Raw genomic sequence first — 18,227 nt, forward strand, 5'->3', positions numbered from 1 at the left:
CCTAGACCAAGGTCAGAGCCAGGAACAACTCCCAGGAGTTCTTATTGGCCCCGGGGTTTTAAGCGGGCCGCGCGCCGCGCAGAATTCCGCCCCGCTCCCAATGTAGGGACTCGGGGCGGCGCTCGCAATGAGTGGACACAATACTGATGCAGATCCCTCGCTTCGCTCGGGATGTCAGGACCCGCCTACGCGGCTCCGGACACTTTCTTCGACATCTTGTCGACGCGGGCGGTGATCAGCTCCTCGAGCGCCGTGGCCAGCGTGTCGGCACTGTCGGTCGCGGTCACGCGGGCATTCTCCGCCGCCTTGGCAACACCACGTGCTTCGCGGCTTTCCTCGGCCAGCAGCAACGAGGCGAACACCAGAAGCTTGAATTCCGGCGTGCCGGGAAGCTGGCGGCGAAGCTCGCTCACCTTGCCGTCGACATAGGTGGCCAACTCCTGGACACGCGCTTCCTCGCCTTCGCCACAAGCGAGTTCATAGGTACGACCGGCGATCTGAACCGAAACCTGCGGCATTTTCCGCTTCTCCTGGTTTATTGCGCCTTGTTCGGCGTTTGAGGGGTTTTACAGTTTGCCACGTCGCGTGCGGCGACGCACGCCCGGGCTGGGGAGAAAGCGGGTCCTCAGGACTGGTCTGCAGCCAGCAGCGAGCGGATGTATTCCATAGCCCGCTCGAGTCGGGCTTCGACCTCGGTCGCCACACGCTTCAGCTCTTCATGTTCGGTTTCGACCTTGGCGAGCCGGGCGGCGAGAGCATCGGAATGCTCCCGTTCGAGGCGCAGACGTTCGTCGACCATCGATTCGAGCCGGCTCAGCGCGCTGTCGACTCGGTCCGTTACGCTGGCTGCCTTGGACATCGCTCCCCCGACAGCGGATCGCCGTGGGTCGCCCGGCTGAATCTGCTCCATCCACCAAGATTAGGTGGTGTGCCTGTGAGCGGTCAACATCTTGACCCTGTGGAGGGTAAAACCCCGCAAGATGTTGGCTTTGCCCGCATTTTTGCGCATTGACGGGCCAAAGGGTGGTCGTCATGTTGCGCGCCATCCGAAAAACCATACGGCACAAGCATAAAATGACCGACCAAACCGCTGCCCCGCGTGACATGGCGAACGCCATCAGGGCCTTGGCCATGGACGCCGTGCAGCTGGCGGATTCGGGGCATCCCGGCATGCCGATGGGCATGGCCGACGTGGCCACCGTCCTGTTCTCGAAGTTCCTCAAGTTCGACGCCTCGGAGCCCAACTGGCCCGATCGCGACCGCTTCATCCTGTCGGCCGGCCACGGCTCGATGCTGCTCTATTCGCTGCTGCATCTCACCGGCTACGCCGACATGACCCTCGACGAGCTGAAGAAGTTCCGCCAGCTCGGCGCCCGCACCGCCGGCCATCCCGAATACGGCCACGCCAGCGGCATCGAGACGACCACCGGTCCGCTGGGCCAGGGTCTCGGCAATTCGGTGGGCTTCGCGCTCGCCGAGCGCATCCTTGCCGAACGGTTCGGGCGCGATGTCGTCGACCACTACACCTACGTGATCGCCGGCGACGGCTGCCTGATGGAAGGTGTCGGTCAGGAAGCCATCACCCTCGCCGGCCACCTCGGCCTCGGCCGCCTGATCGTGCTGTTCGATGACAACGGCATCTCGATCGACGGTCCGACCTCGCTCTCGACCTCCGAGGATCACAAGAAGCGCTTCGCCGCCGCCGGCTGGCATGTGCAAGCCGTCGACGGCCACGATCCCGAGGCCGTCACGCGCGCCATCCGCAAGGCCCGCAACGTCACCGACAAGCCCTCGCTGATCGCCTGCAAGACCGTGATCGGCTACGGCGCGCCGACCAAGGCCGGCACGGCTGCCACGCACGGCTCGCCGCTGGGCAAGGACGAGATCGCCGGCGCCCGCGCCAAGCTCGGCTGGAACCACGAGCCGTTCGACATTCCCGAGGCGGTGTTCTCCGCCTGGCGCAAGATCGGCGCCCGCGGCAAGTCGGCCCGCCGCAAGTGGACCAAGAACCTCGCCGCGATGGCGCCCGAGGATCGCGCCGAATTCGACCGCCGCCAGAAGGGTGACATTCCGCCTGCCGTCGGCGAGGCGATTACCGCCTTCAAGGCCAAGCTTGCGGCTGAGAAGCCGTCCTGGGCCACCCGCAAGTCGAGCCAGGAGGCGCTCGAGGTCATCAACCCGGTGCTGCCCGACACGGTCGGCGGCTCGGCCGACCTGACCGGCTCGAACAACACCAAGACTGCCACGCTGAAGGGCGCCTCGCGCGCCGACACGGCCGGCCGCTACATCTATTACGGCATCCGCGAGCATGCGATGGCCGCCGCGATGAACGGCATGGCGCTGCATGGCGGCGTCATTCCCTACGGCGGCACCTTCATGGTGTTCACCGACTATTGCCGGCCTTCGATCCGCCTCTCCGCGCTGATGGGCGTGCGGGTCATCTATGTAATGACGCACGATTCGATCGGCCTCGGCGAAGACGGCCCGACCCACCAGCCGGTCGAGCATCTCCCGGCCCTGCGCGCCATTCCCAACCTGCAGGTGCTGCGGCCCGCCGACGCCATCGAGACGGCGGAGTGCTGGCAGATCGCCCTGGACTCCCGGCACACGCCGAGCGTCCTCGCGCTCACCCGCCAGAACCTGCCGACCGTGCGCGGCGCCGGAGACGAGAACCTGTGCGCCAAGGGCGCCTACATCCTGGCCGGCGAAGAGTCGGCCCCGATCCGCCTGATCGCCTCAGGCTCGGAAGTGCAGCTCGCCCTCGCCGCCCGCGAGCTCCTCGCGAAGGACGGGCTCGCTGCCGCAGTCGTCTCAATGCCGTCGTGGGAGTTGTTCGCGGCGCAGGAAGACACATATCGCACCAAGGTGATGGGCGGCGACGGCACGATCCGCGTCGCCTGCGAGGCGGCGACCGGCTTCGGTTGGGAGCGCTGGCTCGGATCCAAGGGCGCTTTCGTTGGCATGAAGGGCTTCGGCGCTTCGGCCAAGGCTGCGGAACTCTACAAGCATTTCGGCATTACGGCCGAAGCGATCGCACAGGCGGCGCGCCGGTTGGCGCAATAACGGAGGGAATAAGATGGCTGTTCGTGTTGCAATCAACGGCTTCGGCCGCATCGGCCGCAATGTGCTGCGCGCCATCATGGAGTCCGGCCGCAAGGACATCGAGGTCGTGGCGATCAACGATCTCGGCCCGGTCGAGACCAATGCCCACCTCTTCCGCTTCGACTCCGTGCACGGCCGCTTCAACGGTGAAGTGAAGGTCGCTGGCGACACGATCGACGTGGGCCGCGGCCCGATCAAGGTCACCGCCGAGCGCGATCCCTCCAAGCTGCCGCACAAGGCGATGGGCGTCGACATCGCGCTCGAGTGCACCGGCATCTTCACCTCCAAGGACAAGGCCTCCGCCCATCTGACCGCCGGCGCCAAGCGCGTCCTGGTCTCGGCTCCCGCCGACGGTGCCGACCTGACGGTGGTCTACGGCGTGAACCACGACAAGCTCACCAAGGACCACGTCATCGTCTCCAACGCCTCGTGCACGACGAACTGCCTGGCCCCGGTCGCCATGGTCCTGAACGACGCGGTCGGCATCGACCACGGCTTCATGACCACCATCCACGCCTACACCGGCGACCAGCCGACGCTCGACACGATGCACAAGGATCTCTATCGCGGCCGCGCCGCGGCGATGTCGATGATCCCGACCTCGACCGGCGCCGCCAAGGCCGTCGGCCTCGTGCTGCCGGAGCTGAACGGCAAGCTCGACGGCGTGTCGATCCGCGTGCCCACGCCGAACGTCTCGGTCATCGACTTCAAGTTCGTCGCCAAGAAGAAGACGAGCAAGGACGAGATCAACGAGGCCGTGAAGCGCGCCGCCGCCAACCAGCTCAAGGGCATCCTCGGCTGGACCGATCAGCCGAACGTCTCGATCGACTTCAATCACGATCCGCACTCGTCGACCTTCCACATGGACCAGACCAAGGTCATGGAAGGCACGCTGGTGCGCGTGATGAGCTGGTACGACAATGAGTGGGGCTTCTCCAACCGCATGGCCGACACCGCCGTCGCGATGGGCAAGCTCGGCTGATCCAGCCCCCCCCCCCGCGAAGAAGAGGCGGGCGCCCTCGGGGCGCCCGTTTTGTTTGCTGGGAGTTATCAATCTCGCCGCGCCTTGATGCCGCGAAAAGCCTCCTGGATGTCCACGGGTTCGTGCTGCGGCGGGCGCGCCGCCTGAAGGGTGACCAGTCCCGCCAGATGACCAAGCATGAGTTTCGCGGCCTTGTCCGCTCGGCCGCCCAGGATCGCGTCGGCGATGTCACCATGGTCGTGCGGGCCGGCGCAGTTGGTGAGCTGGCGCGGGGCGGCGAGCGAGAAATGCATGGTGGAGCGCGTCAGCAGGCCGCGCAGCAGGCGCGTCAGCTCGTCGTTGCCGCAGAGTTCGGCGAGCAGGACGTGGAACTCGCCCGATAGTTCGAACAGGCGGCCACGGTCGTCGCGGCGGGTGGCGGCCTTCTCCTCTGCAACGTGCGCCTTGAGACGCTTCGCCGCCGCCGCCGTATGGTCTTCGCTCAGGCGGCGCACGATCGCCGCCTCCAGCATCGAGCGCACATCGTAGATCTGGCGCATCTCCTCGACCGTCAACGAGGGCACGAAGGTGCCGCGATTGGGAATCGCGGTCAGCCAGCCTTCGTGGACCAGCCGATGCAGCGCCTTGCGCACGCGCTCGCGGCTGACACCCAGCACGCGCGCCAACGCCGGCTCCTGCAGCTTCGTCCCGGGCGCAAGGCGGCCCATGTGCATCGCCCGCCTGATCGCGCCATAGACCGCCTCGTCGGCAGCGACGTCACCCTTCCTCGGCTTACGCGGCATCGATCTCCTCCACCGCGGCGACCAGCAACCGGAGACCCTGCGCGAAATCGCCGAGGTCCATCGCCTCGTGGGGATTGTGGCTGCCATGGTCGTTGCGGATGAAGATCATTGCCGTGGGCACGCCCATGATGCCGAACACCGCCGCATCGTGTCCGGCACCGCTGGCCATCGGCAGAGCTTCGACATCCAGTCGCTTCGCCAGTCTTTCGAGCCGCGCGCGATGTCCGCGGTCGATCGGGCCCGGCTTTGCGTTGGTGAAGGCGCCGAGATCGATGGTAACGCCGCGCCGCGCGCCGATCTCCGCCGCGATCTCGCGCAGCCGCCGGTCGATCGCGAGCAGGACCTCGTTGTCCTCGCTGCGGATGTCCATCGAGAACCACAGTTCGCCCGGGATCTTGGTCATCGTGTGTACTTCGGTGTCGGTATGGAACTGGCCGACGGTGCAGACGAGATCCTTGCCCGCCGCCTCGTGCTCCAGCCACAACGCCTCCAGCCGCGACACGAACTCGACACCGGCCATCACCGCATCATTGCGCGAGAGCCGCGGCTCGGCGCCGGCATGGCCATAGCGGCCAACGATATGCGGATCGCGATAGCGCAGGTTGCCACGGATACCCGTGACGATCCCCACGGGGAGGCCGCGCTGCACCAGCACCGGCCCCTGCTCGATATGCAGCTCAAGGAAGCAGGCTATGCGCGCGGGATCGAGCTGGCGCTCGCGGGCGCGGATCGTCTCGGGGGAGAAGCCCGCCTGCTTCATGTGCTCGGCCAGCGTGCGGCCGGTGTCGGGACGCCGGCAGGCATCGAGCGCCTCGGGCTCCAGCAGGCCGAAAGCGGCCCGGCTGCCGATATACGGTGCGGGAAACCACGAGAGTTCCTCGGCGCGCACCCCCATCACGGTGATGTCGCGCTTCGGCAGGCGGCCGGCACGATGCCAGCGCGCCAGCATCGCCATGCCCGCGACCACGCCCGCAGCCCCGTCGTAGTTACCGCCCTCGGGAACCGAATCGAGATGCGAGCCCGTCATGATGGCGGGCAGCGAGCGGTCCTGCCCCGGCAGGGTCACGTAGAGATTGCCGGCGGCGTCGGTGCGCGTCTCAAGCCCCATCGTCTGGCCGATGCCTTGCATCAGGTCGTGCGCCATCTGCTCGCCCTCGCCGTAGGACGCGCGGGTGACACCGAGGCGGGCCCTGGAATGCGATCGAAGATGTTCGAACCACTGCCCGGCCAGGGCGGTTTCAAGATCGAGGTCGCGATGGAGTTCGGTCATGGCCCTGCCGGCGGTTGGTAAAATTATGTGCACATAACGTCAAGAAATGTGCACATCCTGTTGGAGGGCGACATGCAAGGCGTGAGCCAGACGCGCGACCTGGTGGGCTATGGCGGGATGCCGCCGGCCTGGAAGCTGCCCGGCGGGGCCTGCCTTGCGGTCTCGATGGTGGTCAATTTCGAGGAGGGCGCGGAGTTCGCCGTGAGCGATGGCGACCCGCAGGCCGAGAAGATCTCCGAGGTGGTGAGCGTCGTTCCGCCCGGGCGCTGGGACCAGGGCAACGAGCAGATCTTCGCCTACGGCATGCGCGCCGGCATCTGGCGCATGCTGGCCGCGCTGGAGAAGCACCGGATGCCGGCGACCTTCTACATGTGCGGCCGCGCCGTCGAACGCCTGCCGCAACTCGCCCGGCGAATCGTCGAGGCCGGACACGAGGCCGCCTGCCATGGCTGGCTGTGGCGTCCCCATGCCGACTATACAGACCGCGAGGGCGAACTGAACGATCTCCGGCGCTGCGTCGAGGTGATGAAAAGCGCGACGGGCCAACGCCCTACGGGCTTCTTCTGCCGCGGCAGCGAAAGCCCCGAAACGCGATCGATCCTGCGCGAGCTCGGCTTCGGCTACGCGAGCAACGGCTTCGATGACGACCTGCCCTACTGGGACCGGACGGACGCGCAGCAGCCGCTCCTGGTGCTGCCCTACGCGCTCGACAGCAACGACATGAAGTTCTTCCATCCCAACGGCTTCGTGCGTGCGGACGAGATGGTCGACTATGTGCGCGACGCCATCGACATGCTGCTCGAAGAGGGCGAAGCCGGCCATCCGAAGCTGCTGAACATCGGCTGGCACCTGCGCATCGCCGGGCGCCCCGGGCGCTTCGCCGCCTTCAAGCGCGTGCTCGCGCTGCTCGACTCCTACGGCGACAAAGTGTGGATCGCGCGGCGCGATGCCATCGCGCAATCGTGGCGCGAGCAGTTCCCGGCATGAGGCGGCATCCGAAGATGATTGGCATGCCCCTTGCGTTTGCAGTCGCAGGGAGGCCGAACCGTTGCAGCAGGCACTGAAAGTCAACGCGGCGCGCGCGCTGGACGTCGAGGATCTGAGCGTCCGCTACGGAACGTCGACCGCAGTGGACGGCGTGACGCTCGCGATCGAGCCCGGCGAGGTCGTGGCGCTGCTCGGTCCCTCGGGCTGCGGCAAGACCACCCTTCTCCGGGTCATCGCCGGCTTCGTGCGACAGGCCGCGGGCCGCGTGCGCGTCGACGGCGCCACCATCGACCACCTGCCGCCCAACGAGCGCAACATCGGCATCGTCTTCCAGAACTACGCGCTCTTCCCACACATGACGGTGGCGGAGAACGTCGCCTACGGCCTGCGCGCCCGGGGCCTCAAAGGCCCGGAGGTCCAGGAGAGAGTTTCGCGCTTCCTCGAGACCGTCCAGCTCGGCGGCTTCAAGGAGCGCCTGCCACGCCAACTCTCGGGCGGCCAGCAACAGCGCGTGGCCCTCGCGCGTGCGCTGGCCATCGAGCCCTCGATCCTGCTGCTCGACGAACCGTTCGCCGCGCTCGATCGCAACCTTCGTCTCGACATGCAGATCGAGATCAAGCGTCTGCAGCGGACGCTCGGCCTCACGACCATCCTGGTGACGCACGATCAGGATGAGGCGATGAGCGTCGCCGACCGCATCGCCGTCATGAACAAGGGCAAGGTTGAGCAGTTCGGCTCGCCGGTCGCGATCTACGACGAGCCGCAGACGCTGTTCGTGAACGGCTTCATCGGCACGACCAACCTGATGAATGGCAGGATCGCTTCGCTCCAGAACGGCACGGCGAACGTTACGCTGGACGCCGGGGCTACCGTCACCCTGGCGGCGCCTGCCGGTCTCGGTATCGGCGCGCCCGTGCTGATGTCGGTACGGCCCGAGCAGCTTTCCCTGTCCGCGATTCCCGGCCCCTCTGCATGGAGGATCGAGCCCGGACTGGCGCTGCCCATCGGCGCCCAGCTCGTTCACGAAGCCCGCACGACCGACGGCACCGTCCTCAAGATCATCGAGCCGCGTCGGGCGGTCGCCACTGACGCGGCCCGCACCTACTGCACCCTCGCCGCCGATGCGCGTCCCACGTTGTTCCCGCGTTCCACCTGACACCAACGGAGCCCTTTCCATGTTCAGTCGCAGACGCCTTCTCGCCGGTGCCACCGCCTTGGGCGGCGCCGCATTCCTTCCCTCGATCGCACATGCCAAGGGCAGCGTCGCGGCCGCCATCTATCCCGGCACGTGGGAAGAAGCCTTCCGCGCCATCGTGGCGCCGGCCCTGAAGAAGAAGGACAGCGTCGATCTCGAGCTGCAGCCGCTCTTCGCCGTCGACCAGGTCGCCAAGGCCAAGGCCGCGCGCGGCGCGCCGCCGTTCGACGCCTTCGTGCTCGATCCGGGTCCGCGCATCACTGCGATCCAGGACGGTCTCTTCGACAAGATCGACATCAAGAAGATCAGCAACGCCTCGAAGCTGCCGGCCGGCCTGGTCGACGAGTGGGGCATCGGCGTCAACGCACAGGTCGTGGGCATCGCCTACAATCCGAAGAAGCTGCCGGCGCCCAAGGGCTGGAAGGACCTGTTCACGGATCCCTGGGTCTCGCGGCTCGGCATCACCGGCTTCCAGACGACGTTCGGCACGGTGTCGCTGATCGAGATCGCCAAGGTGTTCGGCGGCTCCGAGACCAACATCGAGCCGGCGCTCGTCGAACTGAAGAAGGTGCTGCCGAAGATCGCCGCCGTGGGCCAGCCTGCCGCGATGCCGGGCCTGTTCCAACAGGGCCAGTGCGACGTGATCTACACCAACACCCAGACGGTCGCGACGCTCAAGGGCCGCGGCGTCGACATCGAGTTCGTGAAGCCCGAGACCGGCGCCATCACCTTCCTCACGACCCTGCACATCGCCAAGGGCGCCGCGGACGTCGAGAACGCCTACAAGTATCTCGACATCGTCGCCGGCAAGGACGTGCAGGAGGCGCTGACCAAGCCGCCGTACAACTTCATCCCGGTCAACAAGGACGTGCCGATCCCGTCCTACCTGCCGATGAAGAGCCTCGACGAGATGTCGAGCTACATCCGCCACGACTGGGCGAAGATCAATCCGCTGCGCGCCGGCTGGATCGAGAAGTTCAACAAGGAAATGGCGAAGTGATTTCAGCTAGCGCCGGGGGCGCGCCACTCCAGTGGCGCGTCTTCTCATGAACCAGGAACGCGCCGCTGGAGTGGCGCGCCCCCGGCGAAGACTACCGCTCGCCGAGTGGCAGCTCGCGCTGCCGCTCGCGCTGGCCTTTGCATCGATCTTCCTGGCGCCGCTGCTCATGCTGGTCGGCGTGAGCTTCTTCAACGACGACAAGATAACCCAGCCCGGCTTCGGTCAGTGGGCCAAATTCCTCGGCGATCCCTTCAGCTACAAGGTGATCGCCGACACGATGCTGCTCGGCCTCAAGACAGTGTGCGCCACCATCGTGATCGGTTATCCGCTGGCCCTCATCTACCTCGACGCCTCGCCGCGCCTGCAGAAGGTGCTGATCTTCATCATCGTGATGCCGCTGCTGCTGTCCGTGGTGGTCCGCACATTCGCCTGGATCGTCGTCCTGGGCCGAGAGGGCGTGGTGAACACGCTGCTGATGCAGCTCGGCATCATCTCCGAGCCGCTGCGCCTGCTACAGACCGAGCTCGGCCTCGTGATCTCGCTGACCCAGATCGAGATGCCACTGATGCTGCTGCCGCTGATCAGCGTGATGTCGCGCCTCGATCCCAATCTGCGCGATGCCTCCTCCGCCCTCGGCGCCTCGCGCTGGCGGACGCTCTTCAAGGTCATCGTGCCGCTCAGCATGCCTGGGCTCGTGGCGGGCTGCCTGCTGGTCTTCGCGAGCTCCACCACAGCCTTCATCTCGCAGAGCGTGATCGGCGGCGTCCGCCTGATCTACCTACCACTGCTGATCTGGCAGCAGTCGCTGGTCGTCTTCAACTGGCCCTTCGCCGCGGTGGTGTCGCTCACCCTGCTCGTCTCGGTGCTGACGGTCGTGAGTGCGCTGTCCTATCTGGGCCGCCGCTCCGGAGGCTATGTCCATGGGTAGGCGCCGCAGCCTCGCCGATCTGTCATACAGCCTCGTGATCGGCACTCTGGCGGCGCTGGCCCTGCTGATCATCGTGGCGCCGGTGGTGATCGTTCTCACGACCTCCTTCACCGAGGGACGGTCGCTCAAGTTCCCGCCCACCGGCTTCTCGCTGCAATGGTACGAGGCGCTGTTCGATGCCTCGCAGTCGCGGCAGATCCATCGCGCCGTCTACAACTCCCTGGAAGTCGCCGCCTGGTCGACCGGTTTCGGCATCCTGTTCGGCAGCATGGCGTCGCTCGGCCTGGCCCGTAACCGCCACCGGCTGGCGCGCGTGGCCGACGGGCTGTTCATGTCGCCGCTGGTCCTGCCCGGCCTCACTTTCGGCCTGGCCGCGCTGATGTACTTCACCCTGATCGGCTTCCGGCCATCGCTGAACCTGATCATCGCCGGCCACATGATCGTGACCGTACCGTTCATCATCCGCACGACATCCGCCAGCATCTCCCAGCTCGACCCGGCGCTGAACGACTCCTCGCAGAGTCTGGGCGCGAGCTGGTTCTACACGATGCGCCGCGTGACCCTGCCGCTGATCGCGCCCGGCATCTTCGCCGGGGCGTTCCTCGCGTTCATGGCCTCGATCGACAATGTGCCGGTGTCGCTGTTCCTGTCGACGGCGCGCACCGACATGCTGCCCATCCGCATGTGGGGCATGATGGAATCGACGCTCGACCCGCGCATCGCCGCGGTGTCGGGCGTGTTGATCACCGCGGCCTTCCTGTTGATGCTGATCATGGAATGGACGGTGGGACTGACCCGCCGCATGCGCGACTGACGAGGACCCGCCAATGGAACTGATCCCCCAGCCCCTCACCAAGGAAGCCTTCGCCCCGTTCGGCGACGTGATCGACGTGCCCGACGTCCCGGGCCGCACCTACTACGAAGACGCTTTGGGCAACCTGCGGCCGACCGCGCATGCAAGCCTCTCGGTCAGCCTGAAGGCGGAGACAGCCGATCGGCCGCTGCGCAGCGACTATCTGGAACGCCACGAATATTCCTCCCAGACCTTCGTTCCCCTCGATGTCGAGCGCTGGTTGATCGTCGTGGCGCCGCATGCCGCCGCCGGGGGCCCCGACGCGAGCGGCATGAAGGCCTTCATCGCCACCGGCAAGCAGGGCGTCACCTACCGGCCCGACACCTGGCATCACGGCCTCACGGTGCTCGACCGGCCCGGCCGCTTCGCCGTCTTCATGTGGCGCGACGGCGGCAAGGGCGACGAGGAATTCGTGCCCGTGACGCCCTTCACCGTCCGCATTCCCTGATCCGGAGACCGACGATGCCTTACGAAGTCCGCCGCGATTTCATCGGCTATGGCGCCAACCCGCCCGATCCGAAATGGCCGGGCGGCGCGCGCATCGCCGTGAACTTCGTCATGAACTACGAGGAGGGCTCCGAGCCTTCCATCCAGGACGGCGAAGGCCACACGGAAATCGGCCTCAGCGACGCGAGCCGCATGGGCCAGTCGATCCAGGGGCGCGATCTCGCGGCGGAAGGCCTGTTCGAATATGGCAGCCGGGTCGGCTTCTGGCGGCTCATGCGTCTCTTCCAGGAGCGCGGCCTGCCGATGACGATCTTCGGCTGCGGGCTGGCGATGGAGCGCAATCCCGAAGCCTCGGCCGCCATCGCCAAATCGGGCTTCGACGTCTGCTCGCACGGCTGGCGCTGGATCAAGCACTACGAGCTCGATGAGGCGACCGAGCGCGAGCATATCCGCAAGGCCATTGCCGCCATCCAGAAGATGACCGGCGAGCGGCCGCTCGGCTGGTACTGCCGCTATGGACCGGGCGTGAACACGCGCCGGCTCGTGGTCGAGGAAGGCGGCTTCCTCTACGACAGCGACTATTACGGCGAGGAGCTGCCCTTCTGGTTGACCGTCGACGGCAAGCCGCAGCTCGTCGTGCCCTATTCCGTCACCAACAATGACGGCCAGTTCGGCGCGTCGATCGGCACGTCGGACCAATGGTTCTCCTTCGTGCGCGACGCCTTCGACATGCTCTACCGCGAGGGCGCGACGCAGCCCAAGATGATGTCGATCGGCCTGCACATGCGCCTGATCGGCCATCCCGCGCGCGCCGTCGGCCTGCAGCGCCTGCTCGACCACATCCAGAAGCACGAAGGCGTCTGGGTGACCCGCCGCCTCGACATCGCCCGGCACTGGATCAAGACCCACCCCTATCCGGGCAAGGGCCTGAATGAGTAGTACCGTGTATTGTATCGGCGATGGACCACCCGGTGATCCTGGTACGCGACTGGAGGCAGACCGAGGCGGCGCTGCTGGCGGCGCGCGCCTCGGGCACGGCGCCGGTCCTGCTGACGCCTGAGGATGCGGCCTCGTTCTATGGCGCGGGCTATCTCGGGGCGCTGCAGGAGCGCGCGCGCGAAGAGTTCCCGGACGTGGCCTTCACGCTGATCGTCGATTGCGGCGACGCGCCGGGCTATGCGCTGGCTTGTCTCCGCGCCGGGGTACGCACCCTCTCGATGCGCACCTGGAACGACAAGATTGCCGACATCGCCCGTCAGATGGGCGCCGAACTGGTGAGGAGACCTTCATGAGCTGGCAACCGAAACGCGACCTGATCGGCTATGGCGCCAATCCGCCCGATCCGAAATGGCCGGGCGGCGCGCGCCTCGCGATCAACTTCGTCGTGAACTTCGAGGAAGGCTCGGAACCCTCGGTCCAGGACGGCGAGGGCTACACCGAGACCGGCCTCACCGAATCGAGCACCTCCTCGCAGGGCTTGAAGGGCCGCGACCTCGCCGGCGAAGGCATGTTCGAGTATGGCAGCCGGGTCGGCTTCTGGCGCATCCACCGTGCCTTCCAGGAACGCGGAATGCCGCTCACCGTGTTCGGCTGCGCGCTGGCGCTCGAGCGAAACCTGCCGGCCGCGGAGGCGATCCGGGCCGCCGGCTGGGACGTCTGCTGCCATGGCTGGCGCTGGGTACGCCACTTCCAGCTCTCCGAGGAAGAAGAACGCGAGCATATCCAGAAGGCCATCAAGTCGCTGGAACAGACCGTCGGCGAGCGGCCGGCCGGCTGGTACTGCCGCTATGGACCCAGCGTGAACACGCGCCGCCTGTTGATCGAGGAAGGCGGCTTCACCTACGACAGCGACTATTACGGCGAGGAGCTGCCCTTCTGGCAGACCGTCGAGGGCAAGCCGCACCTCATCGTCCCCTATTCGCTGACCAACAACGACGGCAAGTACGCCGCCGGCATGGTCCATTCGGACCAGTGGTTCGGCCTGGTGAAAGACGCGTTCGATGTCCTCTACAAGGAGGGCTCGACGCAGCCCAAGATGATGTCGGTCGGCCTGCACCAGCGCCTGATCGGCCACCCCGCCCGCATGGCCGGCCTCTGGCGCTTCCTCGACTACGTCCAGAAGCACGAAGGCGTCTGGGTCACCAAGCGCCTGGACATCGCCAAGCACTGGATCGCGACGCACCCCTATCCGGGCAAGGGCTTGAACGAATAGCTGGAGCAAGGTCAGACATCGTCTTTGCTATTGGCGTTCCCGGATTGCTCCACCATCATCCTTGGCCATCCGGGCTCGGCTACCTCTGAAAAGCAAAATGGCTTTCGAAAGACTATGGAACGGTGCTCCAGGCAAACTAAGCGATTCGGAACTCGAATCCTTGGTGCCCATAGTGCGTCGCGATCCGGCGATCATAGAGGCATGGAAGAAATTGGTAGCAGAGGCGCCATCGTATGATGCCGATCACCCTCGAATGGAAGAACTTTGGTCGAATCTTTCAGCCGAAATCTACCGAGTTTCGACTGCGGCTTACCCCGATGCTAGCTTGAACGATTGCAGAGAATTACAAAGGCAATTTGCGACCGCATTCTGGCAACAGTCTGAATGAATGCTCGTCAGACCTTCGCGCGCCCGGCGACCATGCGGACCTTGCCGGGCGACGCGAACCAGATCGAGGCGGCGCCCAGGACGCTGAAGGCCAGCGCCACAATGAAGGCCAGGCGATACGCGCCCTCGTAGTCGTAGAGCACGCCGGTGATCCACGGGCCCGCGGCGCCGCCGGCCAGCAGCGAGACCATGATGATGCTGAAGATCGAGCCGAAGTGCGGACCCTCGAATATCTCGGCCACCACCGATCCCATCAGGCTGGTGAAGGAATAGCCCAGCACGCCCTGCGACAGGACCATGAGATAGAGCAGCGGCTCCGACGGGCCAGCGCCGAGTGCCAGCAGCGCCGCATAGCAGATCACGAAGCCCACGCCGGCGATCGTCCAGACGATCTCGCGGCCGATCCGGTCCGACAGGGCGCCGAGCAGGATCTGGCCCGGGATGCCCACCATCGCCACAAGGCCCAGCGCCCAGGCCGCCTGCATGGGGCCGAAGCCGATCTCGACCAGGTACTTGGTCTGGTGCACCTGCACCGCGTACCAGGCATAGCCTGTGCTGAAGAAGCCGATGCAGAGCCACCAGAAGCGCTGCGTGCGCACCGCCCGCGCGACGGTCCATTCGATGGCGACCCAGCGCGCGTCGACGATGGCCGCCGCACGCCGCGCCGCGGCGGTGCCTGCTTCCTTTGCTCCATCCGGCAGCAGACCGAGATCCTGCGGCCGCTTCCTAACCAGGAGATTGATCGGCAGCAGCACCAGCAGCGTCATCAGGCCCAGCGCCCAGCAGGCGCTGCGCCAGCCATCCTTCAGGATGATCGTCTGCAGCCAGGGCAGGATCAGGACCGCGCCGACGCCCACGCCGGAGAAGGCCAGGCCGGTGGCCAGCGCGCGGCGGCGGACGAACCAGTTGGGCAGGTATTGCGACTGCACCGAAAAGCTCATGCAGTTGGCCCCCGCCCCGACCAGCACGCCGAGCGTCGCGTAGAGTTGCCAGGGCTCGCTGATCACTGTGGCCCCGAGCAGGCCCGCGGCGGTCAGCACCACCCCGATCTCGATCACGAAGCGCGGCCCGCGCCGGTCCATGGTCCGGCCGACGAGCGGGCTGATCACGGCGGAAACCAGGAAGCCGAAGGAGAAGGCGCCAGCCGCCAGGCCGCGATCCCAGCCGAACTCGTCGACGATCGGCGGGAACATCAGGGAGAAGGCGGTGCGGGTGGTCACGCTCACGGCCACGGTCAGGAAGGCGATCGCGATGATCACCCAGCCGAAGAAGAACGGCAGGCGCGCCGCAAAAGAGGCGGGTCGGACGGGCAACTGGGGTGACGGCACCGACTTATCCTTCTTCTTCGTTTCGCCAGACGCATCGTGGCCCGGAGGGGCAGACAGCCTGTCCCTCTGCCTGCCCCGAGGTCAATGACGTGGCAGGTAGTCGGGCCTCCGGGGGCCCGCCGGGGCTTGAACCGCTCCTCCGGCGCCGCTATCACCGCGCGACCGCACAAAATGGGAGCCCGGACGTGAAGATCACCCGCACCGTCAAGAAGATCCTCGACAACTATGAGAGCGATTGCCCCGGCACCAAGGCCAACCTGGCGCGCATCCTGATGCACGGCCGCCTGGGCGGTACCGGCAAGATGGTGATCCTCCCGGTCGACCAGGGCTTCGAGCACGGCCCGGCCCGCTCCTTCGCGCCGAACCCGGACGCCTACGACCCGCACTACCACTACCAGCTGGCCATCGACGCCGGCCTGAACGCCTACGCCGCCCCGCTCGGCCCGCTCGAAGCCGGCGCCGACACCTTCGCGGGCGCCATCCCCACCATCCTCAAGTGCAACTCGGCCAACTCGCTGTCGACTAACAAGGACCAGGCCGTGACGGCCACCGTGGCCGACGCGCTGCGCCTGGGCTGCTCGGCGATCGGCTTCACGATCTATCCGGGCGCCGAAGACCAGTACGAGATGATCGAAGAGATCCGCGAACTGTCGGCGGAAGCCAAGTCGGTCGGCCTCGCCGTCGTCATGTGGTCCTATCCGCGCGGCGGCAAGCTCGACAAGGCCGGCGAGACGGCGCTGGACGTCTGCGCCTACGCCGCGCACATCGCGGCCCTGCTCGGTGCCCACATCATCAAGGTGAAGCCGCCGACGAACGTTCTGTGGCAGCCCGAGGCGAAGGCCGCCTACGAGAAGGCCAATGTCGACATCTCGACCATGGCCGCCCGCATCAAGCACGTGATGCAGGCGACCTTCAACGGCCGCCGCATCGTCGTCTTCTCGGGCGGCGAGGCGAAGGACCTCGAAGGGCTCTACACCGAGATCCGCAGCCTGCGCGACGGCGGCGCCAACGGCTCGATCATCGGCCGCAATACTTTCCAGCGCCCGCGCGCCGAGGCGCTCGACATGCTCGACAAGATCATCGGCATCTATCAGGGCAAGATGTAAGACACGCCGCCCATATCGACTCTCAGGGCGTTGGGCGACCTTCCGGGATCGCCCAACGCCCTTTTTGCTGCGGACGGCCTACCTGGCTGGGCGTGGCGCCGGGCAGGTGAACTCGATGCGGCGGGCGGGCATGGCCTGGTGAGGCGGGACATCGTTTCCCGCCGGGAGGGTCCTGGGCCACGCGCCCGAGGCAAGCCGGGCCTCGATCAACGGCACGAGCTGCTGGAGGATCACCCATCCCTTCATGCGCGTTCCGGGATAAGTCGTGTGGACGCCGTCGGCATAGAGGTCGGGATCGAAAGGCATCTTGCCAGCAACGTCGATGAAGTCGATCCCGTGCGTCCGCGCGTATTTCGCCAGCACCACGTTCTGGAAGTTCGCGAGGCGCTCGATGTCGCGATAGCGGTACGGGAACATGTAGAGGTTCAGGTAGTCCCAGGTCATGCGATTGCGGATCGGATCGAGCTTCAGCCCGTCCTTCGCCATCCACATGAATGAGGTCACGGCGAGCTCGCTGTCGATCGGTGCCAAGTCGGCGTGAATCCGGTCGAGATCGCCGAGGATCGTCGTGAGCCCCACCGGCAGATCCTCGCGCTTGATGTCCGGATCGGTCTCGGACAGTCCCTTCGGCCAGACCACCTCATAATCCGGCTTGGGCGCCTCGTTGCCTTCCGACTGGAGCTTCATGACGGCCACCAGCGTGTAGATTCGCCGGGCGATGTCGGAGTAGCGCGAGAGATCGGCCAGCCATCCCTTGGACGCCTGATCGAGATGGACCATCGGCGCGGGCTTCTCCCCCGCAGGCAGTGACGGTACCACGCTGGAGAGGAGAAACTGGTTGCCGCCCTCATGATAGATGACGAGGTCGGGCCGTGCCGGCACGACCTCGGTGCGCACGACCGCCTCGATGCCCGTCGAGCCCATCGATTCGCGGCCCGCATTGCCGACCTCGAAGCGTATGTCCGGCCTGTTCTTCGCCGCCCAAAGGTTGAGCCAATGCCCGATGAACTCGGGATAGGAATAGGGCATCTGATGCGTATCGCTGGTCGTCGAGGCGCCGACGAAGACGATCCGGATCGTACGCGGCGAGCGGGCGAACGCCATCGGCGGTCCGCGCCAGCCGAGTTCGTTGGTGACCAATCCGATCGGCGTCGTCGTATCCGGCATGAATCGGAACGGCGGGTACGGCTTGCCATCCGCAGGATCGAATAACATGAGCCAGCCTGGCGCATTCGCGAAGAACGGCGACGCGCAGGGATCGCCCACCAGCACCGAGTTCCAGATCTTCAGCGCCTCGGACGACTGGAAAGGATTCCCCGGCTTCTGAAGCGCGCGGTCGAGTTCCTGCAACGGCGCCGGCACGGGCTTGCGGTTGGGCAACGGCGGCGGATCGCTGAAGAACCAGTCGCGCTGCACAGACGGCGCCCTGGGCACCTCGTCGAGACGCTCGGCCGTGGTGTCGTTGCCGATATTCACGAGACGAACCGGAAGTTCGAGCTGGGTGAGCGGCATTCCATCGAGAATGCGCGCAGCCCCTTCGGCGAGCACCAGACCGACCAGGACGGACACGAAGGCAGTGGCCGCGTTCGCCAGAATTCGACCGCTCAACTCATCCCTCTTCTGCCCAAATGTTACACGATCGCCACTC

At 66.2% G+C, this 18,227-nt stretch carries 18 protein-coding genes; 12 read left to right on the plus strand and 6 right to left on the minus strand.

Going from position 1 to position 18,227, the window contains the following annotated elements; all coding sequences use genetic code 11:
* Positions 1-185: 185 nt before the first annotated feature.
* Together ACO07I_RS06290 and ACO07I_RS06295 are read right to left on the minus strand one after the other, a co-directional pair.
* The gene (locus tag ACO07I_RS06290) at positions 186-518 is read right to left on the minus strand and encodes a cell division protein ZapA (protein ID WP_298305031.1); all 333 of its coding nucleotides are present in this window, start codon (positions 516-518) and stop codon (positions 186-188) included.
* A 107-nt stretch (positions 519-625) separates the two neighbouring features.
* Positions 626-859, minus strand: coding sequence for a hypothetical protein (locus ACO07I_RS06295; protein WP_422015416.1), 234 nt, complete (start codon positions 857-859; stop codon positions 626-628).
* A 215-nt stretch (positions 860-1,074) separates the two neighbouring features.
* Between ACO07I_RS06295 and tkt the strand changes: the two genes are divergently transcribed.
* Both tkt and gap read left to right on the plus strand, forming a co-directional pair.
* Complete coding sequence (tkt, locus tag ACO07I_RS06300) at positions 1,075-3,063, plus strand: transketolase (RefSeq protein ID WP_422015418.1); 1,989 nt, start codon at positions 1,075-1,077, stop codon at positions 3,061-3,063.
* 13 nt (positions 3,064-3,076) lie between these two features.
* Entirely contained in the window at positions 3,077-4,084 is a 1,008-nt protein-coding gene (gap, locus tag ACO07I_RS06305) for a type I glyceraldehyde-3-phosphate dehydrogenase (protein WP_422015420.1), read from the plus strand.
* A 68-nt stretch (positions 4,085-4,152) separates the two neighbouring features.
* Here the strand turns inward: gap and ACO07I_RS06310 are convergent, their stop codons facing one another.
* Together ACO07I_RS06310 and ACO07I_RS06315 are read right to left on the minus strand one after the other, a co-directional pair.
* Positions 4,153-4,866 (minus strand): GntR family transcriptional regulator, encoded by a 714-nt coding sequence (locus tag ACO07I_RS06310; RefSeq protein WP_422015422.1) that lies wholly within the window; start codon positions 4,864-4,866, stop codon positions 4,153-4,155.
* On the minus strand, positions 4,856-6,136 hold the full coding sequence (locus ACO07I_RS06315; RefSeq protein WP_422015424.1) for a Zn-dependent hydrolase: 1,281 nt from the start codon (positions 6,134-6,136) through the stop codon (positions 4,856-4,858). The genes ACO07I_RS06310 and ACO07I_RS06315 overlap by 11 nt, the downstream gene beginning before the upstream one ends.
* A 72-nt stretch (positions 6,137-6,208) precedes the next feature.
* Here ACO07I_RS06315 and ACO07I_RS06320 point away from each other — a divergent pair, with 72 nt between their 5' ends.
* The 9 genes from ACO07I_RS06320 (at position 6,209) to ACO07I_RS06360 (ending at position 13,758) form a co-directional block, all read left to right on the plus strand.
* Positions 6,209-7,123: a polysaccharide deacetylase family protein gene (locus tag ACO07I_RS06320; protein WP_422015426.1), complete on the plus strand. Its 915-nt coding sequence runs from the start codon at positions 6,209-6,211 to the stop codon at positions 7,121-7,123.
* A 61-nt stretch (positions 7,124-7,184) separates the two neighbouring features.
* Positions 7,185-8,279 carry an ABC transporter ATP-binding protein gene (locus tag ACO07I_RS06325; RefSeq protein WP_422015428.1) on the plus strand — a complete coding sequence of 365 codons (1,095 nt, stop codon included), beginning with the start codon at positions 7,185-7,187 and terminating at the stop codon, positions 8,277-8,279.
* A 19-nt stretch (positions 8,280-8,298) separates the two neighbouring features.
* Positions 8,299-9,318 carry an extracellular solute-binding protein gene (locus ACO07I_RS06330; RefSeq protein ID WP_422015430.1) on the plus strand — a complete coding sequence of 340 codons (1,020 nt, stop codon included), beginning with the start codon at positions 8,299-8,301 and terminating at the stop codon, positions 9,316-9,318.
* A gap of 46 nt (positions 9,319-9,364) precedes the next feature.
* Positions 9,365-10,246: an ABC transporter permease gene (locus tag ACO07I_RS06335; RefSeq protein ID WP_422015432.1), complete on the plus strand. Its 882-nt coding sequence runs from the start codon at positions 9,365-9,367 to the stop codon at positions 10,244-10,246.
* Positions 10,233-11,060 (plus strand): ABC transporter permease, encoded by an 828-nt coding sequence (locus tag ACO07I_RS06340; protein WP_422015434.1) that lies wholly within the window; start codon positions 10,233-10,235, stop codon positions 11,058-11,060. The genes ACO07I_RS06335 and ACO07I_RS06340 overlap by 14 nt, the downstream gene beginning before the upstream one ends.
* Positions 11,061-11,073: 13 nt before the next feature.
* A complete protein-coding gene (locus tag ACO07I_RS06345) occupies positions 11,074-11,547 on the plus strand; it encodes an ureidoglycolate lyase (protein WP_422015436.1) in 474 nt (157 codons plus the stop codon).
* Positions 11,548-11,561: 14 nt separating this feature from the next.
* Positions 11,562-12,485: a polysaccharide deacetylase family protein gene (locus ACO07I_RS06350; protein ID WP_422015438.1), complete on the plus strand. Its 924-nt coding sequence runs from the start codon at positions 11,562-11,564 to the stop codon at positions 12,483-12,485.
* Positions 12,486-12,505: 20 nt separating this feature from the next.
* Complete coding sequence (locus ACO07I_RS06355) at positions 12,506-12,838, plus strand: hypothetical protein (protein WP_422015440.1); 333 nt, start codon at positions 12,506-12,508, stop codon at positions 12,836-12,838.
* Complete coding sequence (locus tag ACO07I_RS06360; RefSeq protein WP_422015442.1) at positions 12,835-13,758, plus strand: allantoinase PuuE; 924 nt, start codon at positions 12,835-12,837, stop codon at positions 13,756-13,758. Before ACO07I_RS06355 ends, ACO07I_RS06360 begins: the two co-directional genes overlap by 4 nt.
* Positions 13,759-14,153: 395 nt before the next feature.
* Here the strand turns inward: ACO07I_RS06360 and ACO07I_RS06365 are convergent, their stop codons facing one another.
* Positions 14,154-15,473 carry an MFS transporter gene (locus ACO07I_RS06365; protein WP_422015444.1) on the minus strand — a complete coding sequence of 440 codons (1,320 nt, stop codon included), beginning with the start codon at positions 15,471-15,473 and terminating at the stop codon, positions 14,154-14,156.
* A 185-nt stretch (positions 15,474-15,658) separates the two neighbouring features.
* On the opposite strand from ACO07I_RS06365, the gene ACO07I_RS06370 reads away from it, so the two are divergent.
* Positions 15,659-16,579: a class I fructose-bisphosphate aldolase gene (locus ACO07I_RS06370; protein WP_422015446.1), complete on the plus strand. Its 921-nt coding sequence runs from the start codon at positions 15,659-15,661 to the stop codon at positions 16,577-16,579.
* Positions 16,580-16,657: 78 nt separating this feature from the next.
* Here ACO07I_RS06370 and ACO07I_RS06375 read toward each other — a convergent pair whose 3' ends face one another.
* Entirely contained in the window at positions 16,658-18,187 is a 1,530-nt protein-coding gene (locus ACO07I_RS06375; protein WP_422015448.1) for a hypothetical protein, read from the minus strand.
* Between the last annotated feature and the right edge of the window lie 40 nt (positions 18,188-18,227).

Source organism: Reyranella sp., from assembly GCF_965227665.1.
GTDB lineage: Bacteria > Pseudomonadota > Alphaproteobacteria > Reyranellales > Reyranellaceae > Reyranella.